General features: G+C 34.8%; 25 protein-coding genes and 1 tRNA gene. 20 read left to right on the top strand and 6 right to left on the bottom strand.

Features of this window, described 5'->3' with window-relative positions:
• Nucleotides 1-35 precede the first annotated feature (35 nt).
• From CHELV3228_RS08895 to CHELV3228_RS08885, 3 genes are read left to right on the top strand one after another with little or no spacing between them, the layout of a single operon-like run.
• Nucleotides 36-1,574, top strand: a complete 1,539-nt coding sequence (locus CHELV3228_RS08895) for a phosphoethanolamine transferase (RefSeq protein ID WP_082200647.1) — start codon at nucleotides 36-38, stop codon at nucleotides 1,572-1,574.
• Nucleotides 1,571-1,930, top strand: a complete 360-nt coding sequence (locus CHELV3228_RS08890) for a diacylglycerol kinase (protein WP_082200646.1) — start codon at nucleotides 1,571-1,573, stop codon at nucleotides 1,928-1,930. Before CHELV3228_RS08895 ends, CHELV3228_RS08890 begins: the two co-directional genes overlap by 4 nt.
• Entirely contained in the window at nucleotides 1,923-2,156 is a 234-nt protein-coding gene (locus CHELV3228_RS08885) for a replication/maintenance protein RepL (RefSeq protein ID WP_082200645.1), read from the top strand. Before CHELV3228_RS08890 ends, CHELV3228_RS08885 begins: the two co-directional genes overlap by 8 nt.
• Here the strand turns inward: CHELV3228_RS08885 and CHELV3228_RS08880 are convergent.
• From CHELV3228_RS08880 to CHELV3228_RS08870, 3 genes are read right to left on the bottom strand one after another with little or no spacing between them, the layout of a single operon-like run.
• Complete coding sequence (locus CHELV3228_RS08880; protein WP_082200644.1) at nucleotides 2,151-3,026, bottom strand: fumarylacetoacetate hydrolase family protein; 876 nt, start codon at nucleotides 3,024-3,026, stop codon at nucleotides 2,151-2,153. The genes CHELV3228_RS08885 and CHELV3228_RS08880 overlap by 6 nt on opposite strands.
• On the bottom strand, nucleotides 3,023-4,906 hold the full coding sequence (locus CHELV3228_RS08875; RefSeq protein ID WP_082200643.1) for a mechanosensitive ion channel family protein: 1,884 nt from the start codon (nucleotides 4,904-4,906) through the stop codon (nucleotides 3,023-3,025). The genes CHELV3228_RS08880 and CHELV3228_RS08875 overlap by 4 nt, the downstream gene beginning before the upstream one ends.
• Nucleotides 4,903-5,538, bottom strand: coding sequence for a carbonic anhydrase (locus tag CHELV3228_RS08870; RefSeq protein ID WP_082200642.1), 636 nt, complete (start codon nucleotides 5,536-5,538; stop codon nucleotides 4,903-4,905). Before CHELV3228_RS08870 ends, CHELV3228_RS08875 begins: the two co-directional genes overlap by 4 nt.
• A 118-nt stretch (nucleotides 5,539-5,656) precedes the next feature.
• Here CHELV3228_RS08870 and CHELV3228_RS08865 point away from each other — a divergent pair, with 118 nt between their 5' ends.
• The 7 genes from CHELV3228_RS08865 to CHELV3228_RS08835 all read left to right on the top strand — a co-directional run bounded on the left by CHELV3228_RS08865 (nucleotide 5,657) and on the right by CHELV3228_RS08835 (nucleotide 10,745).
• Nucleotides 5,657-6,352: a Bax inhibitor-1/YccA family protein gene (locus tag CHELV3228_RS08865; RefSeq protein ID WP_082200641.1), complete on the top strand. Its 696-nt coding sequence runs from the start codon at nucleotides 5,657-5,659 to the stop codon at nucleotides 6,350-6,352.
• 90 nt (nucleotides 6,353-6,442) lie between these two features.
• On the top strand, nucleotides 6,443-6,793 hold the full coding sequence (gene secG / locus CHELV3228_RS08860; RefSeq protein ID WP_082200640.1) for a preprotein translocase subunit SecG: 351 nt from the start codon (nucleotides 6,443-6,445) through the stop codon (nucleotides 6,791-6,793).
• 9 nt (nucleotides 6,794-6,802) lie between these two features.
• The gene (gene frr, locus CHELV3228_RS08855; RefSeq protein ID WP_082200639.1) at nucleotides 6,803-7,360 is read left to right on the top strand and encodes a ribosome recycling factor; all 558 of its coding nucleotides are present in this window, start codon (nucleotides 6,803-6,805) and stop codon (nucleotides 7,358-7,360) included.
• A 2-nt stretch (nucleotides 7,361-7,362) separates the two neighbouring features.
• Complete coding sequence (pyrE, locus tag CHELV3228_RS08850; protein ID WP_082200638.1) at nucleotides 7,363-7,971, top strand: orotate phosphoribosyltransferase; 609 nt, start codon at nucleotides 7,363-7,365, stop codon at nucleotides 7,969-7,971.
• Entirely contained in the window at nucleotides 7,971-8,381 is a 411-nt protein-coding gene (locus CHELV3228_RS08845; RefSeq protein ID WP_082200637.1) for an RDD family protein, read from the top strand. Before pyrE ends, CHELV3228_RS08845 begins: the two co-directional genes overlap by 1 nt.
• 2 nt (nucleotides 8,382-8,383) lie before the next feature.
• Complete coding sequence (locus CHELV3228_RS08840) at nucleotides 8,384-9,406, top strand: ribonucleotide-diphosphate reductase subunit beta (protein WP_082200636.1); 1,023 nt, start codon at nucleotides 8,384-8,386, stop codon at nucleotides 9,404-9,406.
• Complete coding sequence (locus tag CHELV3228_RS08835) at nucleotides 9,393-10,745, top strand: nicotinate phosphoribosyltransferase (protein WP_255303404.1); 1,353 nt, start codon at nucleotides 9,393-9,395, stop codon at nucleotides 10,743-10,745. The genes CHELV3228_RS08840 and CHELV3228_RS08835 overlap by 14 nt, the downstream gene beginning before the upstream one ends.
• Here CHELV3228_RS08835 and CHELV3228_RS08830 read toward each other — a convergent pair.
• A complete protein-coding gene (locus tag CHELV3228_RS08830; RefSeq protein ID WP_082200635.1) occupies nucleotides 10,742-11,917 on the bottom strand; it encodes a putative transporter in 1,176 nt (391 codons plus the stop codon). The two genes, CHELV3228_RS08835 and CHELV3228_RS08830, sit on opposite strands and share 4 nt — an antisense overlap.
• A 100-nt stretch (nucleotides 11,918-12,017) precedes the next feature.
• Here CHELV3228_RS08830 and CHELV3228_RS08825 point away from each other — a divergent pair, with 100 nt between their 5' ends.
• The 10 genes from CHELV3228_RS08825 (at nucleotide 12,018) to CHELV3228_RS08785 (ending at nucleotide 18,943) form a co-directional block, all read left to right on the top strand.
• Entirely contained in the window at nucleotides 12,018-13,223 is a 1,206-nt protein-coding gene (locus CHELV3228_RS08825) for a saccharopine dehydrogenase family protein (protein ID WP_082200634.1), read from the top strand.
• The gene (locus CHELV3228_RS08820) at nucleotides 13,184-13,885 is read left to right on the top strand and encodes a DUF1796 family putative cysteine peptidase (protein WP_234981008.1); all 702 of its coding nucleotides are present in this window, start codon (nucleotides 13,184-13,186) and stop codon (nucleotides 13,883-13,885) included. The genes CHELV3228_RS08825 and CHELV3228_RS08820 overlap by 40 nt, the downstream gene beginning before the upstream one ends.
• Nucleotides 13,886-13,962: 77 nt before the next feature.
• Nucleotides 13,963-14,060: transfer RNA gene (locus CHELV3228_RS10115), tRNA-Sec, on the top strand.
• 14 nt (nucleotides 14,061-14,074) lie between these two features.
• On the top strand, nucleotides 14,075-15,325 hold the full coding sequence (locus tag CHELV3228_RS08815; protein WP_082200633.1) for an adenylosuccinate synthase: 1,251 nt from the start codon (nucleotides 14,075-14,077) through the stop codon (nucleotides 15,323-15,325).
• Nucleotides 15,322-15,750, top strand: a complete 429-nt coding sequence (locus CHELV3228_RS08810) for a flagellar export protein FliJ (protein ID WP_082200632.1) — start codon at nucleotides 15,322-15,324, stop codon at nucleotides 15,748-15,750. The genes CHELV3228_RS08815 and CHELV3228_RS08810 overlap by 4 nt, the downstream gene beginning before the upstream one ends.
• On the top strand, nucleotides 15,743-16,291 hold the full coding sequence (locus CHELV3228_RS08805) for a MotE family protein (RefSeq protein ID WP_082200631.1): 549 nt from the start codon (nucleotides 15,743-15,745) through the stop codon (nucleotides 16,289-16,291). The genes CHELV3228_RS08810 and CHELV3228_RS08805 overlap by 8 nt, the downstream gene beginning before the upstream one ends.
• A 63-nt stretch (nucleotides 16,292-16,354) precedes the next feature.
• Complete coding sequence (locus CHELV3228_RS08800; protein WP_082200630.1) at nucleotides 16,355-16,906, top strand: DUF507 family protein; 552 nt, start codon at nucleotides 16,355-16,357, stop codon at nucleotides 16,904-16,906.
• Complete coding sequence (carA, locus tag CHELV3228_RS08795) at nucleotides 16,907-18,019, top strand: glutamine-hydrolyzing carbamoyl-phosphate synthase small subunit (RefSeq protein WP_082200629.1); 1,113 nt, start codon at nucleotides 16,907-16,909, stop codon at nucleotides 18,017-18,019.
• On the top strand, nucleotides 18,016-18,672 hold the full coding sequence (locus CHELV3228_RS08790; RefSeq protein WP_082200628.1) for a sulfite exporter TauE/SafE family protein: 657 nt from the start codon (nucleotides 18,016-18,018) through the stop codon (nucleotides 18,670-18,672). Before carA ends, CHELV3228_RS08790 begins: the two co-directional genes overlap by 4 nt.
• Before the next feature lie 73 nt (nucleotides 18,673-18,745).
• Nucleotides 18,746-18,943 (top strand): hypothetical protein, encoded by a 198-nt coding sequence (locus CHELV3228_RS08785; protein WP_082200627.1) that lies wholly within the window; start codon nucleotides 18,746-18,748, stop codon nucleotides 18,941-18,943.
• A gap of 257 nt (nucleotides 18,944-19,200) precedes the next feature.
• Here CHELV3228_RS08785 and CHELV3228_RS08780 read toward each other — a convergent pair whose 3' ends face one another.
• Together CHELV3228_RS08780 and CHELV3228_RS08775 are read right to left on the bottom strand one after the other, a co-directional pair.
• Nucleotides 19,201-19,725: a ribonuclease HII gene (locus CHELV3228_RS08780; RefSeq protein ID WP_082200626.1), complete on the bottom strand. Its 525-nt coding sequence runs from the start codon at nucleotides 19,723-19,725 to the stop codon at nucleotides 19,201-19,203.
• Nucleotides 19,725-20,372, bottom strand: coding sequence for a ferritin family protein (locus CHELV3228_RS08775; protein ID WP_082200625.1), 648 nt, complete (start codon nucleotides 20,370-20,372; stop codon nucleotides 19,725-19,727). Before CHELV3228_RS08775 ends, CHELV3228_RS08780 begins: the two co-directional genes overlap by 1 nt.
• Between the last annotated feature and the right edge of the window lie 81 nt (nucleotides 20,373-20,453).

The raw sequence follows: 20,453 nt of genomic DNA, 5'->3' as shown, positions 1-20,453 counted from the left end.
CATGCTCTTTAAATTTTTCACACTGAAAGGACTTGATGCTAAGAATCTCTTGGTTTAAATTTGTGCTTTTAAATACAATTATTATCGTATTAATAAATTTCAATGCTTTTGTTTTTATCTATAAAAATTTATCACAAAATCCATTTTGGCTTACTCTAGCTTTTATCTTAGCGTATGCTTGTTTAGTGCATATTATACTTTCTTTGGTTTTTGTGCGATTTTTAAGTCGATTTTTATCTATGCTTTTCATTATCGTGGCGATGATGAGCGCTTATTTTATGCAAACCTATGGAATTTTAATTGATTCTGATATGATACATAATGTCTTTAATACAGACACTAAAGAGGCTTTTGACCTAATTAACTTGCGTTTGATGTTTGTTGTTTTAATTGTTTTGGTTGCGGTTTTTTTCATTTTTAAAATTCAAATTGTTTATCCCCCATTTAAAAAACAACTTGGCATCAAGCTTTTAAATATCTTCGTTGCGAGTGGAATTTTTTGTATCACTTTTTTGCCTTTTACAAAAACCTTTGTTCCATTTTTTAGGGAGCATAATGAGCTTAGAATGTATAATACCCCATTTTATCAATTTTACGCTTTATGGCGTTACTATAAAATTTATCTTGCTTCTAAACCAGCGCTTAAAATTTTAAGTGAGGGAGCTTATAGGGAAAATAATGCTACAAAAAGAAATCTCGTGCTTATAGTGGGCGAAACCGCTAGAGCAAAAAATTATTCCCTTGGTGGATATAGCGTCAATCAAACTAATCCTGCCTCCCCCCACGAAGGCGTGATATATTTTAGTCAAATTGCAAGTTGTGGCACCTCCACGGCTGTAAGTTTGCCTTGTATGTTTTCCGCTTCAAATAGGCAGAATTTTTCTAATCAAATTTATGAAGAAAATCTTTTGGATTTTTTAGTTAAAACTGGTGTGAAAGTTTCGTGGCTTGATAATAATTCAGGTGGCTGTCAAGGGGTGTGTCAAAGGCTAGAAAATGCCAAAATTTTTAATGAAGAATATGATGGTTTTTTAATTGAAGAATTTAAAAAAAGTCTCGCTGGTTTAGACACCGCAAATTTAATTGTTGTGCATTTGCAAGGCTCTCACGGACCAGCTTATTATAAACGCTATCCTAAGGAATTTGAAAAATTTACTCCCACTTGCGATACAAATGAGCTTTCAAAATGCACTTTTGAGCAAATCGCTAACACTTATGATAATTCCATACTTTATACTGATTATATCGTGGAAGAAATTATCGATGAACTTAAAAAAATGCAAGGTTATCAAAATACTCTCATTTATCTTTCAGACCACGGCGAAAGTCTTGGGGAAAATGGAATTTATTTGCACTCAATGCCTTATGCCATCGCTCCAAAAACGCAAACGCATATTCCTTTGATTGTGTGGAGTGATGATGAAAATTTGAAAAAAATTGCTATTCGTTATAAAGATATAAAGCTTTCTCAAGATAATATTTTTAGCACTATTTTGGGATATTTTGAAATTAAAACACCATTTTATAAAGAGGAATTTGATTTTTTAAATCCTAAACTTAAGGCTGGAAATTGAAACCAAAATATGCTCTTTTTTCTAATGCGAAATACGCTTTGCAAGGTTTGGTGGCTTTACTGAAATTTGAGACTTCTTTTAAAATAGAACTTTGTGTTATTATCCCCGCTTTAGTTTTAAATTGCTTTTTACCCATCACACTTGCGGAGCATTTATTTTTAGCGGGTGTTTTAGTGCTTATCCTCATTGTGGAAGCTTTAAATTCGGCTATTGAAGCTTGTGTGGATTTAATCACAAATGAGTGGCACGAAAAAGCTAAAATGGCTAAGGATTATGGTAGCGTGGCAGTGCTTTTTTCTGTGCTTTTTGCTTTAATGTCTTGGGTTTTTATTTTATTTAAGGTTTTTTATGAGTGAAAATTTTAAAAAAGCTTTAGAAAAAATTCTAGGTAAAAAGCGTTTTGAATTACTTTATTTTCTTTGTGAAAATGCTGATGAAAATGGTTTTGTGATGATTAAAATTAGCGATTTGGAGGAGAAATTAAAGCAAAGTAAGCCGACCATTATCGCTACTTTTAAATTTCTAGAGGAAAAAAAGCTTTTTAAACGACTTAAAAATGGATTTTATCAACTCAATTTATAAATCTTTGCTGATAACATTGCAAAGTTCGCCGATTTGCTCAATCTCACAACGCACCTCATCTTTATCTTTTAAAAATTGTGGTGGGTTAAGCCCCATACCTACGCCACTTGGCGTTCCCATAGAGATGATACTACCAGCTTTTAAACGCATTCCGGCGCTTAATTCCTCTAAAACATAGGCTATGTCAAAGATAAAATATTTTGTGTTGGAATTTTGCCTAAGCTCTTTATTAACATAGCTTTTAAGATTAAGCTTTGGCGGATAAGCTATCTCATCAGCACTTACGATACAAGGACCCATTATAGTGCTTCCCTCCAAACTTTTGGCGCGGTAAAACTGCTTGTGTTTGGCTTGTAAATCTCTAGCTGAAATTTCATTGATAATGGTATAACCAAAGATGTAATTTTGCGCTTCGTCTGCTTTAATTTTGTAAGCGTCTTTTGCTAAAATAAACGCTAACTCACATTCATAATCAAGCTTTTTTGTAACACTTTCGTGTAGCGGAATTTTACTATAAGCAGCGGAGGCGTAATTCACTCTTTTGCCAAAATACACAGGATATTTTCGCTCTTCAAAACTCTCGCCTTTAAATTTAGCCGATTCTTTTGCGTGGTCTAAAAAATTGATTCCAAGACAAATAATATCTTGTAAAGGCTCAAGTATAGGCGCTAAAAATCTTTCTTTAGGCACTTCGATGGCGGGATAAGAATCTAAATTTGTTAATTTACTTTTAAATTTATCATAGTGGATAATAAATTCGTTCATATCATTAGTTTCAATTTCTAAATGCTTAAAGCAAACAACTTTATTTTTAGAGTTTAAAACGCCTAAATGTTTTTCGCCGTTCCATATAAAATGCACAAATTTCATTTTTTCACTATCCCATCAAGTGGAGGTAAATTTTCTATATAAATGCTTCTACTTGGGAAAGCAAAGCTAAGCCCATGTTTTTCTACAATACGCATAAATTCAAGCATTAAGGCTTGTCTTGCATTTCTAAAGCCCTCCGCTGTAACAGCTTTAGTATAAAAATAAATTTCGATATTAATACTACTTTCTCCAAAATCACTAAGTCCTACATAGCAGTCGTTTTTGTAACCCTCAAGGTCGTTTATAGAGACGAGATTTTGGCGGTATTTAGCAGAACTATCGCCGTATTTTAAAGCACTATCATCAGCGTGAGCGACTAAAGGACTTGTGTGTAAAAGCTCTTTTAAGTCTTTAACACAAGCTTCTAGTTTTTCAGGTGAGGCATCATAACCTACACCAAGATACATTTTTACCTGTCTTCCTATGCGTCTTTTGCTCCAGTTTTTAATATTTGCTCCCATAATGACTGAATTTGGCAAGAAGACTAAGGAATTGTCAAAAGTCCTAATGGTTGTTTTTCTAAGTCCTGTCTCTACGACGGTTCCCTCTACACCAGAAACCTCAACCCAATCACCCTGATTAAAGCTATTGTCAAATAAAAGCAGTATGGAGGCAAAGAAATTCGCGATAATGTCTTTTGCCGCTAAAGCAACAGCCAAACCACCAATTCCCAGTGAAGCTATGATGGCGGAGATATTAAAACCAAGCTGGGCTAGGATAAACAAAAAGGCGATGACTATGATGACAAAATATAAAATTTTGATGATGAGATTAACGACTTCTTTTTTACCGCTTTTTTGTGCGAGCTTAGAGACTAAAACAACTCCATATCCATCCAAAACAGCCAAAACAAGCCATGCGATGAAAATGGCATAGATGATGTAGAAAGTGTTGCTAAGTCCTAAATTCATAGGTGCTGGATAAAAAGCTATCGTAAGGCAAAGGCTAATGGCGTAAATGACAAGTAAAAAACCCACAGGCTTTTTAATATTTTCAATAAACATCGTTTTAATCTCATCAGCATTTGCCTTGCCACGATAAACGAGCTTTACGAGGAAAAAATACACAATGTGAGAAAAGAATTTTCTAAGCGACATAAAAAAGACTAAAACGAGTAGAGAGATGGTTATTTTACCGACATTAAGAAATTCTATATTAACAAGAGAATTGATTTTATCTATCCAAACTTGAAGCCCAAGAGCGCTAAAGAGATAGTTACTTTCTAGCAAACGAGCGTTGGTTCTAAGATATTTCAAAATTTCGCTATAAGAAGTAAATGTTTCTTTTATGAGCGCTTCTTTTGTATTTATTGTTTCTAGTTCTGCTGTATTTGTTATTTTATTTTTGTAAGATGTAAGGTCTATATTTACAAGTGCTTGTAAATTTTCCATACTTTCATCGATAAGTTTTATCATATCTTCACTACCAGCGGCGTTTTTAAATAGCTCTTTGAGTTTGGTAAGGGTATTGTAAAATTCTTCTAAAACTTGCAAATAAAGCAAATCAAGGTTAGCATTAATGTAGGTAAAGCTTTGTTTTTGGCTACTATTTTTAATTTTTTTCAAACTTTCCTTTTTTTGTAAAAATTTATCCACATCTTTTTGCTCAACTTCTTGTGAGACGATGATTTCTGGTATTCTTGAAAGAATTTTTTGTTTCTCTTGATTCAATTCATCGATAATTTGTTTATAAGTGCTTGAATTTGTATCGCTGACTTGTTTGTATTCTTTCATTTTGGTATTTAGCTCTACATAGCCTTGCACAAGGTTAAAAAGACTATTTTCCGTTCTTATATTTGTGTTGTTTTCTATTAAATTCTCACCAAAAGTATAGGAGAGCAAAACACAAGAAAGAAAGATTGCAAGAAGAATTTTTTTCATACATTTTTCCTATTTTGAATTAGGGTAAAAATTTTGGCTTTAAAGTCGTATTCATAAATTTCACCTGTTTCGATGATATAATACCACGCATGTACTTCAATTTTACCTTCATTTAAGGCTTTTTCAACACCCGGGTAAGTAAGGATATTTTGCAAAGAATTGACTAAGTTAAGCTTTTCTGTGAGCCAAGAACGCATCGCTAAGTCGTTATTAGCGAAAAGCAAGACATCTTTTTTGATAGGCTCTAACATAGTGAGCCATTTTTTAACATTTGGCACTTTTTCTAGTTCCTCTTCAGTGCTATAAAGAGCATTGCAGCCTCCGCAATTACTATGTCCGCAAACAACGATATTTTTAATTTGCAAACTTGTAAGCGCGTATTCTATTGCTGAAGTCGTAGCTAGATAATCTTCCCCCACGCGGTAAGGTGGGACAATGTTAGCTATGTTTCTTATAACAAAAAGCTCTCCGGGTCCTGTGTTTGTAATAAGATTTGGTATCACTCTAGAATCAGAACAACCTATAAAAAGAGTGTGGGGATTTTGCTTATTTTTCAAGCTTTCAAAAAGCTTAGAATGTTCCTTAAAATCCTCTTGCATAAATTTAATTGCACCACTGATAAGATTTTCCATATCCTGCCCCGATTAATAAAGTTTCATTATAGTGAATTTGTGTAAAAAAATGATTAATTTACTAATTTTTAAAGAAAGTATGTTAAATTTCGCCCACTAATTTATCAAGGAGAAAATAATGAGTCTTTACGATAGAGATTATACTAAATCTAGCACATTTGAAAACACACGCTCAAGTGAATTGAGTGTTTTTATTAAGCAAACCTACCAGCTTTTCGCTGCTTCACTTTTGGCAGCAACTGTGGGTGCTTATATAGGAATTTTTGCCCTTGCGCAGTTTTTTATACAATCACAAATCACATTTTGGGTGCTTTTTGCGGTTGAGCTTGGCTTACTTTTTGGCTTAATGTATAAGAAAAAAGAAGTTCCGCTTAATCTCATCTTACTTTTTGCCTTTACTTTTGTTTCAGGGCTTACACTAACGCCTTTGCTTATTTCTGTTTTGGCTTTACCGGCTGGTGGTGTGATTGTAGCTCAAGCTTTTGCGCTTACAACTGTGGCTTTTGGCGGACTTAGCATTTTTGCTATGAATACTAAAAAAGATTTTACTTTAATGGGAAAAGCTTTATTTATCGTTTTAATTGTAGTCGTAGCAGCTTCTTTGCTTAACCTTTTCTTCCAAAGTAGCTTGTTAAATTTAGCGATTTCTGCGGTAGCTGCTATTCTTTTTTCATTTTATATCCTTTATGATACGCAAAATATCATACGCGGAAATTATGAAACGCCGATTGAGGGTGCAGTTGCTCTTTATCTTGATTTTGTAAATCTTTTCATTTCTCTACTTAATATTTTAAGAAGCTTTAATAGCCGATAATTTGCGAGTTTTCTCGCAAATTTTTGTGTTTCAAACTCTTTTCAAGCTTTTTTAGTTAAAATAATTTAAATTTTTTTCTTAGGATTTTGTATGATTACTCTTTTAATTGTTTTGCAATTTGTTATCGTTGTGGTAATTTGTGTTGCTGTTTTATTACAAAAAAGCTCAAGTATAGGACTTGGTGCTTATAGTGGGAGCAATGAGAGTCTTTTTGGTGCGAAAGGTCCTGCGGGTTTTTTAGCAAAATTTACTTTTATAATGGGACTTTTACTCATCGCAAATACCATAGCACTAGGCTATCTTTACAATAGTTCTAATAAAAATTCTTTAGCAGAAAAAGTGCAAATTGATACAAATGCAACTTTGCCAAGTTTGCCGACAAATTTGCCAAGTGCGCCAAGCGCTCCACAACTTCCAAACGAAGCAAATGCAACTAAATAAGGACTTAAAATGCTAAATGAAATTTATGAAAAACAAAAAAGTCAAGCGGAAAAAAGTTTAGAGGCTCTTAAAAAAGATTTTACGACATTAAGGACGGGTAAAGTTAATATACATATTTTAGACCCTATACAGGTGGATTATTATGGTAGCGCGACCCCACTTAATCAAGTTGCCACTATCTTAGCAAGTGATGCTTCGACCATTAGCATTACTCCTTGGGAAAAGCCTATGTTAAAAGCCATAGAAAGTGCCATAGCTGCGGCAAACATAGGGGTTAATCCAAATAATGACGGCGAGAGCGTGAAGCTTTTTTTCCCCCCTATGACGAAAGAGCAAAGAGAGGAAAATGTCAAGCACGCTAAAGCTATGGGCGAAAAAGCTAAAGTTTCAATAAGAAATGGCAGAAAAGACGCCAATGATGCAGTAAAGAAGCTTGAAAAAGATAAGGCGATAAGCGAAGATGAAGCAAAAAAAGCTTACGATGAAGTGCAAAAGCTCACCGACGCTTATACGGCAAAAATTGATGAAAGCGTTAAAGATAAAGAAGCACAGCTTTTAAAGGTTTAATGATGAACTTAGAGCAAATTTATAAAGAGTGTGGAGCGTATTTAGAGGGGCATTTTTTGTTAAGTTCTGGCAAACACTCGCAATTTTACCTCCAAAGTGCAAAAGTGCTTGAAAATCCCATTTTAGCAGGAGAATTATGCGAAAATTTAGCTAAAATCATCACTTCTTATAAGATAGAATTTGATAGCATTTGCTCTCCTGCTTTGGGCGGAGTTTTAGCAGGGTATGAATTAGCTAGAGCGAGTAAAAAGCGTTTTATTTTCACAGAAAGAGTCGAGGGAGTGATGACTTTAAGACGCGGTTTTGAAGTAAAAAAAGGTGAAAAATTCATCATTTGCGAAGATATTATCACCACAGGTGGCAGTGCTTTAGAGAGTGCAAAAATTATTGAAAATTTAGGAGGCGAGGTTGTAGCTTTTGCTGCTTTGGCAAATCGTGGCTTTTGTGCGGTAAAAAATTTAAATAACGAAAGAAAAGCAAACGCTAAACTCCCTGCAAATTTACCGCTTTTTGCTTTGGGAAATTTTGATTTTGAAATTTATGAGCCACAAAGTTGTGGGCTTTGTTTGCAAGGAAGTAAGGCAATAAAACCGGGAAGTCGTGGAAACTGATGAAAGCTAAGGCGAAAATTGCTTCACGGTGGCTTAGATTTCGCGCTTTTTTGATTGATATTTTTTTGATTTATGTGCCTATTTTGTATGCTTTTTATTTTATTTTAGGTTCCAAAGAGGCTTTTTTGGCAAGTGTTTTAATCCCACCTTTTTGCACTTTGCTTTTTGGTTTTATCCAAGCTTTATTTTTAAGCTTAAAGGCGCAAAGTCCGGGACTTAGGGCTTATGAACTATATTTGATAGATAAAAGAACAGGCAGAAAGGCAAATTTTTTACAAATTTGTTTAAGATATTTGATTTTTATCATAAGTTTTGGTTTGTTTTTTGGTTTGTTTGTGAGTTTTTTGAGAAAAGACACTTTAAGTTTGCACGATGTTTTAACGCAAACTTGCATAGTTTTGAAAGGATAAAAATGCAAAGAAAGAGAATTTATAATCCAAATTCTAATGAGAGTTTAGGTGATAGAAAAGTTTTTTCAGGTAATCCGCACGGAATTTTAAATTTCACTAAGGCAAAATACACTTGGGCATTAAAGCTTTGGGATTTAATGGAAGCAAATACTTGGTTTCCAAAAGAGGTGGATACAACTAGAGATGCTCTTGATTATCGTTGTAATTTAACAGCGGCAGAAAAAAGAATGTATGATTTGGTATGGTCTCAACTCATCTCAATGGATAGTTTTCAAACTAACAATTTAGCCGATAATATCAATCCTTACATCACAGCCCCTGAAATCAATGCCGTCTTAGCGCGTCAAGCTTATGAAGAGGCAAATCATTCCAAATCTTACGCGGTAATGGTTGAAGCGATTTGTGATAATACGGATTTGATTTATGAAATGGAAAAACACGATGCCACTTTGCGTGAGAAAAATGATTTTATTTCGGGCATTTATGAAGAGTTGGCAGGCGATGTTGATGATAATAAGCTCTTGCTTGCTATGGTGGCGAACCAAATTTTAGAGGGTGTGTATTTTTATAGCGGTTTTACGGCGATTTATGCCCTAGCAAGAGCAGGAAAAATGCTAGGTTCTGCGCAAATGATTCGCTTCATTCAAAGAGATGAAATCACGCATTTATTATTATTTCAAAATATGATAAATTCGGTGCGTAAAGAAAGAGCCGATTTGTTTAATGAGCAAAATATTAGTAAAATCTATGAAATGTTTAAAAGGGCTGGAGAGCTTGAGATTAAGTGGGGAAAATATATCACGCAAAATCAAATTATGGGCTTTACGGATGATATTATCGAAGAGTATATTCATTATCTTGTAGATACAAGGCTTGTTGCGATAAATTTGGATAGAATGTATAATGCAAAACACCCGATTAAGTGGGTTGATGATTTTTCTAAATTTAACGACCAAAAAAGCAATTTTTTCGAAAGCAAGGTTACAAATTATTCTAAGGGCAGCATAAGCTTTGACGACTTTTAATTATCATCTTCTTTGTGATTTTTATGAATTTACTATGGCGCAAGGCTATTTGAATGAGAGTTTTGCGGACACGATTTGCTATTTCGATGTTTTTTTTAGAAGGGCTCCGGATGACGGGGCTTTTGCGATTTTTGCGGGTTTAGAAGATATTTTAAATTTCGTAGAAAATTGGCATTTTGACGAAAGTGATATTACTTTTTTAAGACAAAAGGGATTTGGGGAAAAATTTTTAAATTTTTTAAAAAATTTCAAATTTTGTGGTGAAATTTACGCGTTAGATGAGGGTTCTGTCATTTTTGCTAATGAACCTGTGATGATAATTAAAGCAAGGGCGATTGAAGCTCAGCTTTTAGAGACTTTTTTGCTTTGCACTTTAAATCACCAAAGCCTTATTGCCACTAAGGCAAATCGCATTGTAAGAGCAGCAAAAGGCAAGTCGGTGCTTGAATTTGGTGCAAGAAGAGCGCACGGAAGCGAGGCGGCACTTAAGGGTGCAAGAGCGGCGATGATAGGTGGGTGTTTAGCCACTTCAAATACCCTAGCCTCCAAGCTTTATGGCGTAAAAGCAAGTGGAACTATGGCACATTCTTGGGTGCAAATGTTTGAAAACGAATATGAGGCTTTTAAGGCTTTTGTAAAGCTTTATCCTGAAAATGCAACCTTGCTTATCGACACTTACGATTGTTTTTTTGGGCTTGAAAATGCTATTAGGGTTTTTAAGGAATTTGGTGTTGAAAATGGGGCTGTAAGGGTTGATTCTGGTGATTTGTGTGGATTAAGCATTAGAATTCGTCAAAGGCTTGATGAGGTTGGATTAAAAGAGTGCAAAGTCATCGTTTCAAATTCTTTAGATGAAAAAAGCATTGAGGCTTTGTTAAAAAATGGTGCAAAAATTGATGGATTTGGGGTTGGAGAACGCTTGATAACGGCTTCTAGCGATGCGATTTTCGGCTGTGTTTATAAGCTCGTGGCGGTGGAAAATGAGGGAGAAGTTTGCCCTAAAATTAAAATTTCTCAAGACGCTTATAAAATGACAACTCCACATTTTAAAAGGCTTTTTCGCATTTATGAGGGTAAAAAAGCACTTTATGATGAGCTTGTAATTTATGATGAAAAATTAGAAACTCTGCCCTCAAATTTGAGACGCGAAGAACTTTTAAAATGTGTATTTAAAGAGGGAAAAAGGCTTTGTAAAGATAAAAGTGTGGAAGAAATTGCCACCTTTGCAAAAGCCCAAATTTTAAGCCTTGATGAGGATTTATTAGACTCTAAAAAGGCTTATGAGTTAAAGCTTTCATCCTCTTTAAAAAAGCTAAAAGAAAAGCTTAGTCAAATTTAGCCACCTCTTTTATACAAGATATTTTTTTCAAATTCATCAAGGCGTTTGTGTATGCTTCTAAGCTCTGTGATTTTAGTCCAGTTTGTAATGAAAACACTAAAAGAACTTCTCACTTGGTCAAAAGCATTGTTAATTTGTATTACCACGCCAAGCCCTATGGCTCCAGCAAAAAGTGATGGACCCATTATTAAAAACGGCACGATAACGATGATTTGCTCAAACATTATAAGCCAGATATTAAAATAGCCATAGTGTAAAAATAGCCTTTTGTAATTAAATTTAAGTCCCGTAAAAAGTTCTATCATTGTTTCGCTTTTTGCGTAGTCTTTGCGGTTATCTTCCGCATAAACAAGTTCTTTTCTAAAAGCAGCTTCGGCTTTTTGATTGTTATATTCAAGCCCGGGTAATTTAATACCGACAAACCACGATATAATAAGCCCTCCAAGCGAGATGAATAAAGCCACATAGACAAGCAAACCCTGCATATCTTTTAAAAAATAAAACGCACTTCCTTCGCCTAAATCCTTAAAAAGAATTTTAGATACATCTTCGCTTAAATTCCATAAAATAGGAATAAATGCCATTAGTATCATTAAAGATTTTATGAAAGCAAGTCCCAAATTTTCGACTATTTTGGAAAAATTATAAGCGTCCTCTTGGATTCTTTGGGAGCTTCCCTCGATATTATCATCTTTATTTTTCCAAAATTTAAGATAAGCAAAGGTCATCGCTTCGCGCCATTTAAAGGTATAAACACTGGCAAAATAAATGCTAAGAGTTGCGATAAAAACATAGGGTAGAGCGATACATAAAAATACGGCTATGCTAGAGTAAAAATCACTCATAGCATAAGCTTCTTTAGTGGCTATGCTTTTGCTAGAAAAAAAGCATTCGTTTAGAAATTGATAATAAAAAATCGAGGCTTTATTGATAAAATTTGCATTTTCTAAAGCTTTTTGTGCATTTTCGTTGGCTATTTTTGTAGCGTTTTCATCAAGCATTAAAGGCGCATTTTGGATATTTGGTTTTTGAAGTATATTGTAAAAATCCCTATACCACTCGTTGATAGCGACATTAAGGCTTGTTTGCAAATATAAAAAGGTTAAAAGCACAAAAAGCCCTACATAAGCCCATAAAGCCCATTTTTTAGAGAGAAAAAACGCTGAAAACATCTTAAACCTTTAAAAAAGATGAGAAATTATAATAAAAATTCGTAATGGCATTTAGCTTAAATTTGTTACAATAATTTAAAATTGATTTTAAGGATAGAGAATGGCAAATCTTCTTATCATCGGTGCGGGTGGAGTGAGTAGGGTTGCAAGTGTAAAATGTGCGATGAATAGCGATGTTTTTAGCAAAATCACTCTTGCAAGTAGGACAAAAAGTAAGTGCGACGAAATTGCAGCTTTTATTAAAGAGCGTTTGGGAGTGCAGATTGCTACGGCACAAATTGACGCGGATAATGTCGAAGCGGTTGTGGAGCTTATCAAAAAAACAGGAGCTGAAATTTTACTCAATGTAGCCTTGCCTTATCAAGATTTAAGCTTAATGGACGCTTGTTTGAAAACAGGAATTCACTACATAGACACAGCAAATTATGAGCATCCAGACCTAGCTAAATTTGAATATAAAGAGCAATGGGCAAAAGATGAAAACTTTAAAAAAGCTGGGATTTTAGGGCTTTTAGGAAGTGGGTTTGACCCGGGTGTAACAAATGTTTTTTGTGCTTATGCGAAGCAAAATTTATTTGACGAAATCCATTACATTGATATTTTAGATTGCAATGCAGGCGACCACGGCTACCCTTTTGCTACAAATTTTAATCCAGAAATTAATTTACGCGAGGTTTCAGCTAAGGGGCGTTACTGGGAGAAAGGGCAGTGGATAGAAACTGAGCCTATGCAGATAAAAATGGAATGGGATTATCCTGAAGTGGGCGTAAAGGATAGCTATTTGCTTTATCACGAAGAGCTTGAGAGCTTGGTTAAAAATATCTCTCATCTTAAAAGAATTCGCTTTTTTATGACCTTTGGGCAAAGTTATCTTACACATATGAAATGTCTTGAAAATGTTGGTATGTTAGGCATTAAGCCTGTAAAGCATAAGGGGCAGGAGATTATCCCTATCGAATTTCTTAAAACCCTTCTGCCTGACCCTGCAAGTTTAGGTCCTCGCACGAAAGGTTACACAAATATAGGCTGCGTGATAAGAGGCGTAAAAGATGGTAAAGATAAGCAAATTTATATTTATAATGTTTGCAATCACGAGGAATGCTTTAAGGAAACGGGCGCTCAAGCCGTAAGCTACACCACAGGCGTTCCTGCGATGATAGGTGCAAAGCTTGTAGCGCGTGGAATTTGGAGTGGGGTTGGTGTGAAAAATATGGAAGAATTTGACGCCAAGCCTTTTATGGACGAGCTTAATTCACAGGGGCTTCCTTGGAAAATTTTAGAGATGAAGCCAAGTCTTGGCGATTGATTTTTAAATTTTTCAAACGCCGAAAAAGCCTTAAGGCTGATGTTTTTATCAGTGTGGGGGCGGGTTGTAAGGTGGCGTTTTATTTAAAGAAATTTAAATTACGCACCTTTTCCTCACCTTTTGATTGGTTGGGACTTTATACTTTGGTGGATATTAATGTGTGTTTTGAGCAAGATTTTGCAAATTTCTTTAAAGATTATGAAGAAGTGCCTAGCACGACACATAAGCGTTGGGTGAGGGATAGGCAAAATGGTATGCGTTCAATGCACGATTTTTCTTTTGAGGAAAGTTTAGATGAGGGTTATGAGCGTTTTATTACGCAAAAAAGAAGAAGATTTGAAAATTTAAAACGCCATATTAAAGCTTCTAAACATATCTGTTTTGTTTCTTGTAGGCAAGGAGCTTATGAGGAATTTGAGAATTTTTTAGGACGAATGCAAAATTTCCATAAGGCAAAATATACACTTATCAATATTCGCCACGATGAAAGCCAAAGAGATATGGAGCGATTTGGATTAGAGTGGGGAGGGAGGGAGGGGGACTTGAGTTTAATAGAATATCGCTTTAATGACATCCACCCAAAAGGTGAAAAATACAAAAGAGCTTGGCTTGGCAATGTTAAATTTTGGCGTGAGATAATGCGTCATTTAAGTCTTAATTAATAAAACGAAAGATTTTTATCTTGCGAAATGTTATGGGTGGATTTTGTAAAATTGACTTAAAATGCTATAATCCAAGCGGAAGATAAGCGTGTCTGGTGAGCGCCACTGACTTCAAATCAGATGAAAGGGTAGCTGGCTATTCTTTGGGGAGTTCGATTCTCTCATCTTCTCGCCACAAAAAGGAAAGTAATGAGTAAAGCTGATATTGTTGTAGGAATTCAATGGGGTGATGAGGGTAAAGGCAAGGTAGTTGATAAGCTGTGTGAAAATTATGATTTTGTTTGCAGAAGTGCTGGTGGACATAATGCTGGGCATACGATTTGGGTCAATGGTGTTCGCTATGCGGTGCATTCTTTGCCTTCTGGTGTTTTGCATCAAAATTGTATTAATATCATAGGCAATGGCGTGGTTGTCTCCCCTGAGGTTTTAATCGCAGAAATGGCGCAATTTGAAAATCTTAAAGGACGCCTTTATATCAGTGATAGGGCGCATTTAAATTTAAAACATCATTCTTTAATAGATATCGCAAAAGAAAAACTTAAAGGCAAAAATGCCATAGGCACGACAGGTAGAGGTATAGGTCCTTGTTATGCGGATAAAATGAATCGAAGCGGACATAGGGTGGGAGAGCTCTTAAACCCTGAAAAATTATGCGAAAATTTGATGCAAGATTTTGAAGATAACAAGACTTTTTTAGATTTTTTGGGTGTGGAAATTCCAAGTAAAGAAGAGCTTTTGGTAGATTTGAAGCGTTTTAATGAAATTTTAGCCCCTTACATCACTGATACGACAAGATTGCTTTGGCAAGCTTTAGATGAAGACAAAAGGGTGCTTTTAGAGGGCGCGCAAGGCTCTATGCTAGATATTGATCACGGCACTTATCCTTTTGTAACAAGCTCAAATACCATTTCAGCAGGGGCTTTAACGGGACTTGGGCTAAACCCTAAAGAGACAGGTTCTATCATCGGTATCGTTAAGGCTTATGCGACTAGAGTGGGAAATGGAGCTTTCCCCAGTGAGGATAAGGGTGAAGAGGGCGAAAAAATCGCAAGGATAGGTAAAGAAATAGGCGTAAGCACTGGACGCAAAAGAAGATGTGGGTGGTTTGACGCTGTGGCAGTAAGATATACAGCAAGGCTCAATGGCTTGGATTCTTTAGCCTTGATGAAGCTTGATGTTTTGGACGGCTTTGAAAAAATTAAAATTTGTCGTGCTTATGAGTATGAGGGCAAAGAGATTGATTATATGCCGAGCGATTTAGAAAAAGTTAAGCCCATTTATGAAGAAATTGATGGCTGGGATAAGGTTTTTGGCATAAGGGATTTTGATTTACTTCCTCAAAATGCTAAAAAATACATTGCTAGACTTGAAGAATTAGTCGGCGTAAAGGTAAAGCTCATTTCTACAAGTGCTGAAAGAGACGATACGATTGTTTTATGAAAAGCAAATTTAATGCGGTGATTAAAGTTAAAAAACAGCAGCTTGATAAAGCACAAACGGACTTAAATGTCGCACAACGAAGACAAAGAGAAAATGAAAGGCTTTTGGAGTTAGCGCAGCAAGAATTATTAAATTTGGGGTCTTTAAAAGGCACGATTTCAAGCGAAGAATTAAAAGCAAATGCTTTTATGGCAAATGTCGCAAGGGAGGCTTTAGCAAGAGCTAAAGAAAAAGTGGAACTCTCTCACAAGGAAGTGAATCATTATCAATTTTTATATAAAAAAGCACATTTGGACTATGAAAAGATAAAGTATTTGCAAAGCGAAGAATTAAAAGCTATGCAAAAAGCCCTGCAAAAAGCAGAAGATAAATTTCTTGATGAACTTGCCATTAGTCGTTTTTTTAAAGGGGAGAAAGATGAGTAGAAAGATTGGAATTTTAGTATTATTTTTTGGAGTTATTTTTGCTGAGGATTGTCAGCAATATTTTGAATCAAGAAAGGGCGAACTAGAAATTCAAACGCGTGAATTTGATGAGGCGAGACAAGCATTAGAGGCTTATAGGGCTTCGTTTGAAAGTTTGCAAAAAGAGAAGATAAATGCCCTAAGTCAAAAGGAAGCTGAGGTAAATGCAACTTTAGCTAGGATTGAGAGTTTAAAGGCGGAAAATGAGAGGCTTTTAAAGCAGAATGAGGAAATTTTAAATTCTATAAACAGCAAAACAGAGGGTAGGATAAAAGAAATTTACTCTCAAATGAAAGACTCGGCTGTGGCAGATGTTTTAAGTCAAATGGACGCAGAGGAGGCAAGTAAAATAATGCTTTCTTTAGAATCGAGAAAAATTTCAGGGGTGCTTTCTAAAATGCAGCCACAAAAAGCTTCCGAGCTGACTTTACTTCTTCAAAATTTAGATAAAAAAGAAGAGAGTGTGGATAATAATACAACGGAAAATAACGCAAGTAATTAAAGCTTTTAACCATTTTTTACCGAAAATAAGTTATTATTTTAAATCAAAAATAAAGGTTTAAAGATGCGTATTAAATTTCCACATATCCCCTATATAGCAAATAAAATAATGCTTGATATTAGCCATTCTTCTTTTATAGAGATTAAAGACCAGTTAGAAAAATTAAATTTATGTGTGAAAAATATTTTGGAAGAGGATTTAAATAAAGAGAAGAAGTTAGATGAGAGAGTGAGAGGATTGCTTGAAAATCAAGAGGATGAAATGGAACTTATGCAGGTCGATAGGAAAAATATGTTTTGGCTTGTGAAGCGAAAGTTGGCTGCTGAATATGATGTGATTTTAGATAAAGAAGATAGACATAATCACCTCGCCCATCAAATTTTAAGTGAATTTGTGGAAAATGATTATATTAATTTTATTGTGAGTGAAAATAGGGTGAAAAACCTCATTTTTTCAAGCATTGAGGAATATTTAAGGATTTACGAGAAAATCGAAGATGAGGTTTATGATAAGATAAGCAATTATAAAAGTAAGCCAGTGCCTGGGAGCGAGGAGTATGAGCTGATTTTTGAAAAACTTTACCAAGAAGAACTTAGAAAAAAAGGTATGTTTTAAATGAAAGCTTTCATTTATTTAGAAAATGATGTTTTTTTAAGTGCTAAGGCTTTTGGTTGTGGGGGGACTTTTCTTGGTGAGCTTGTTTTTAACACTTCTATGAGTGGTTATCAAGAGATAGTTTCAGACCCTTCTTATGCGGGGCAATTTATCGTTTTTTCTATGCCAGAAATTGGGATAGTAGGCACTAATGACGATGATAATGAGAGTAAAGAGATTTTTGCAAGCGGAATTTTGGTGCGTGAATTTAGCTCCACCTTTTCAAATTATAGAGCTAAGGAAAGTTTGGAAGCTTACCTTAAAAAGCATAAGAAGATAGGAATTTGTGAGCTTGACACGAGGTTTTTGGTTAAGCTTATACGCGATAGCGGAAATTTAAGAGCCATTGTTTCGACAGAAATTTCAAATAAAGAGGAGCTTAAAGAAAAGCTTTTGGCAAGTAAAAAGATCGATGAGGTGAATTTTGTCAAAGAAGTTTCGACTAAAAAGCCCTATAAACACGAGCAAGGCGTATGGAACGGCAAAACTTATAATGAGCCTAAAAAAGCAAAGAAAAAAATTGCTGTGATTGATTATGGCGTGAAAAGAAATATCCTAAATGAGCTTGTTGGTGCAAATTTAGCCGTGGAGGTTTTCCCTTACGATGTTAAAGCAGATGAGCTGATAAGTCTTTTTAAAAAGGGTGAAATTCACGGCGTTTTTCTCTCTAATGGTCCGGGTGAGCCTAAAATTTTAAAAAATGAAATTGCAGAGATTAGAAAACTTGCAGAAGCTAAAATTCCAATGCTTGGCATTTGTTTAGGACACCAGCTTTTAAGTAATGCCTTTGGTTATGAAACTTACAAGATGAAATTTGGACAGCACGGAGCAAATCACCCTGTCATTAATTTAGAAACTAAAAAGGTTGAAATTACCGCACAAAATCATAATTATAATGTCCCAGAAGAACTTTGTGAAGTTGCGGTTATTACGCATAGAAATTTATTTGGTGATAATGTCGAGGGTGTGCGTTATAAAGATTATCCCGTTATTTCCGTGCAACATCACCCAGAAAGCTCATCGGGTCCGCACGAAAGCAAGTATATTTTTGAAGAATTTGCGAAGTTAATTTGAGTGAAATTTTTGCCATTATATCCATAGCTTTTTTATCGAGTTTTAGCCATTGCTATGCGATGTGCGGGGGGTTTAATCTTGCTTTTTTAAAACTAAGCTCTAAGGCTAAAAATCCTTTCTTTTTAAATTTGCTTTATCATTTATCGCGTATTTTTGCTTATGTTTTACTTGGAATTTTATGTGGAGTTTTTGGGGTTTTACTAGGTTTTAATGCCAAAATTCAAAGCCTTACTTTTTTTATTTTAGGCATTTTTATGGGGATTTTGGGTTTAGCTTTGCTTTTTAGAGGACAGATTTTAAATTTTTTGGAGAAAAATATTTTATGGGAGCTTTTTTTCTCTAAGCTTACAAGAAAAGCGATGCATTTTAAAGGCGTTAAAGGAGCTGTTATTTTGGGCTTTTGTAATGGTTTTGTGCCTTGCGGTTTAGTTTATTTTTTTTTAGCAAACGCCTTAAGTCAATCAAATATCACAAAAGCTACTTTCATAATGCTTATTTTTGGAATTTCTACTTTGCCATCTTTGCTTTTTTTCACATACTTTTCGACTTTTTTAAAAGAGCGTTTAAACTATTTTTTTTCAATCTTTGCTTCGCTTTTAATGATTGGCTATGGAATTTATCTTTCTTTTATGGGTTTTAAAGGTTTTATATAAGCTTAAAACTTTTGCGTTGTAAAGAAAAAGGTGCTTGAAAGAGCTAACAAATTAAAATTAAAAAGGAAGAGAAATGAAAAAATTATTTGTTTTAACGAGCCTTGTTTTGGGTTTTGCGGTGAGTGCTAATGCTGGTGAGATGTATGACGCTTGTTTTGATAACCTTGATTATAATCTAAAAAATATCGAGGGAAAAACAATTCAATTTCACGGGCTTTCAGCTTGTATAGCTGGCAAATATGTTTTTTTAAGTGGGGGAAAAAGACCCTAAAATTGTTGCTTCAACAAATAAATCTTGTCGTTGCAACAAACAAACTAATGCCATCATTATTATGAGTGATTAATGCTTATTTTCTCTTAGATAAGCTCAATTTTCTTTTGTTTCTTGAGGACTTTGGATTAAAAGCTTAATAATATTTTCAAAGTCCTCAAAATCTTCTTGCTTTAACTCAAATTTAGAACATAAAACAGCGCATCTTATAGCCTTTTCAACTTGGAGTTGCGGATATTTTTCACAAAGAGATTTAACTATATAAGCTTAAAACTTTTGCGATGAAGCTCACAAGCACCATATTTTACTATGCGTTCTCTATGATTTTTTGTGCCATAAGCTTTGTGAATTTCAAAGCCGTATTGAGGATATTTTAAGGCTAAAAATTTCATTACTCTATCTCGGCTAACTTTGGCTAAAATACTTGCGGCACTAACTTCAGCGATGAGGCTATCGGCTTTTATCAAATTTTCTATGCCTAAAACGCCGTAATTTGTATTGCCGTCAAAAATTTTTCTCTTTCTTTCAAAATGTGAATTTATAATTTCAAGCCCTTTTTGCAAACATTTGCTAAGCCCTAGTGTATCAATTTGCATATTAGAAAAAGCAAGAATGAGATAATTAGAATTAGAAATAATTTCTTCGTAGAGTTTTTCGCGGATTCTTTCACTAAGCTTTTTGGAATCATCGATGAGTTTTAGGGGTTTGTAAAGCTCACAAGCTGCCAAAAACAAAGGACCAGCCAAAGCTCCACGCCCAGCCTCATCGATTCCAACGAGCATTAGCCTAAAAATTCTCGCTTAAAATATTCTTTTGGTGCTTTACATAAAGGACAAGCTGCTGGAGCTTTTTTACCACGATGAATGTGTCCGCACACTTCACAAACCCATAATTCTTCAACTTCACTATTAAAAAATTCCTCTTCTTCTAGCATTTTTTTAAGAGCTAGATATTCTCTTTCGTGTTCTATTTCTACCTTACCTATGGCTGTGAAAAGTCTCGCGATAGCTTTTTTGCCCTCATCTTCTGCGATTTTAGCAAAATTTGGATACATAATGCTATGCTCATAATTTTCCCCCTCAGCTGCACAAACGAGATTTTTGGTTGTGATTTCTAAAGCTTTGCCATCGACTAATTCGTGGTAAGCTTTAAATTCTGCTCTTGCGTGCCATTTTTCATTTTCTGCAGCTTCCCTAAAGTGTTTTGCTACAGCGTGCCATCCCTCTTCTTCTGCTATATCAGCAAAAAGGTCATATTTATTTCTTGCCATAGATTCACCTGCGAAAGCTTTCATTAAATTAACAGCTGTTAAATCCTCAGTAATGCACTTCATCGCTTCATTGCAGCAAGTTAGCACTCCACCACCTACTTTTTGCACCTCGATTTCATTGCCACATTTTTGACATTGATAGGTTTCGTATTGTTTCATTATTTATCCTTTGTGATTTTCATTTTGTATTCTTTTTTGAGAATCACAAAAATTATATTAAAAAAGGTTTTATTTGTCAAT

This window comes from Campylobacter helveticus, from assembly GCF_002080395.1.
GTDB lineage: Bacteria > Campylobacterota > Campylobacteria > Campylobacterales > Campylobacteraceae > Campylobacter_D > Campylobacter_D helveticus.
The sequence above is the reverse complement of the archived record's forward strand: the minus strand, read 5'-3'. Positions and strand labels throughout refer to the sequence as shown.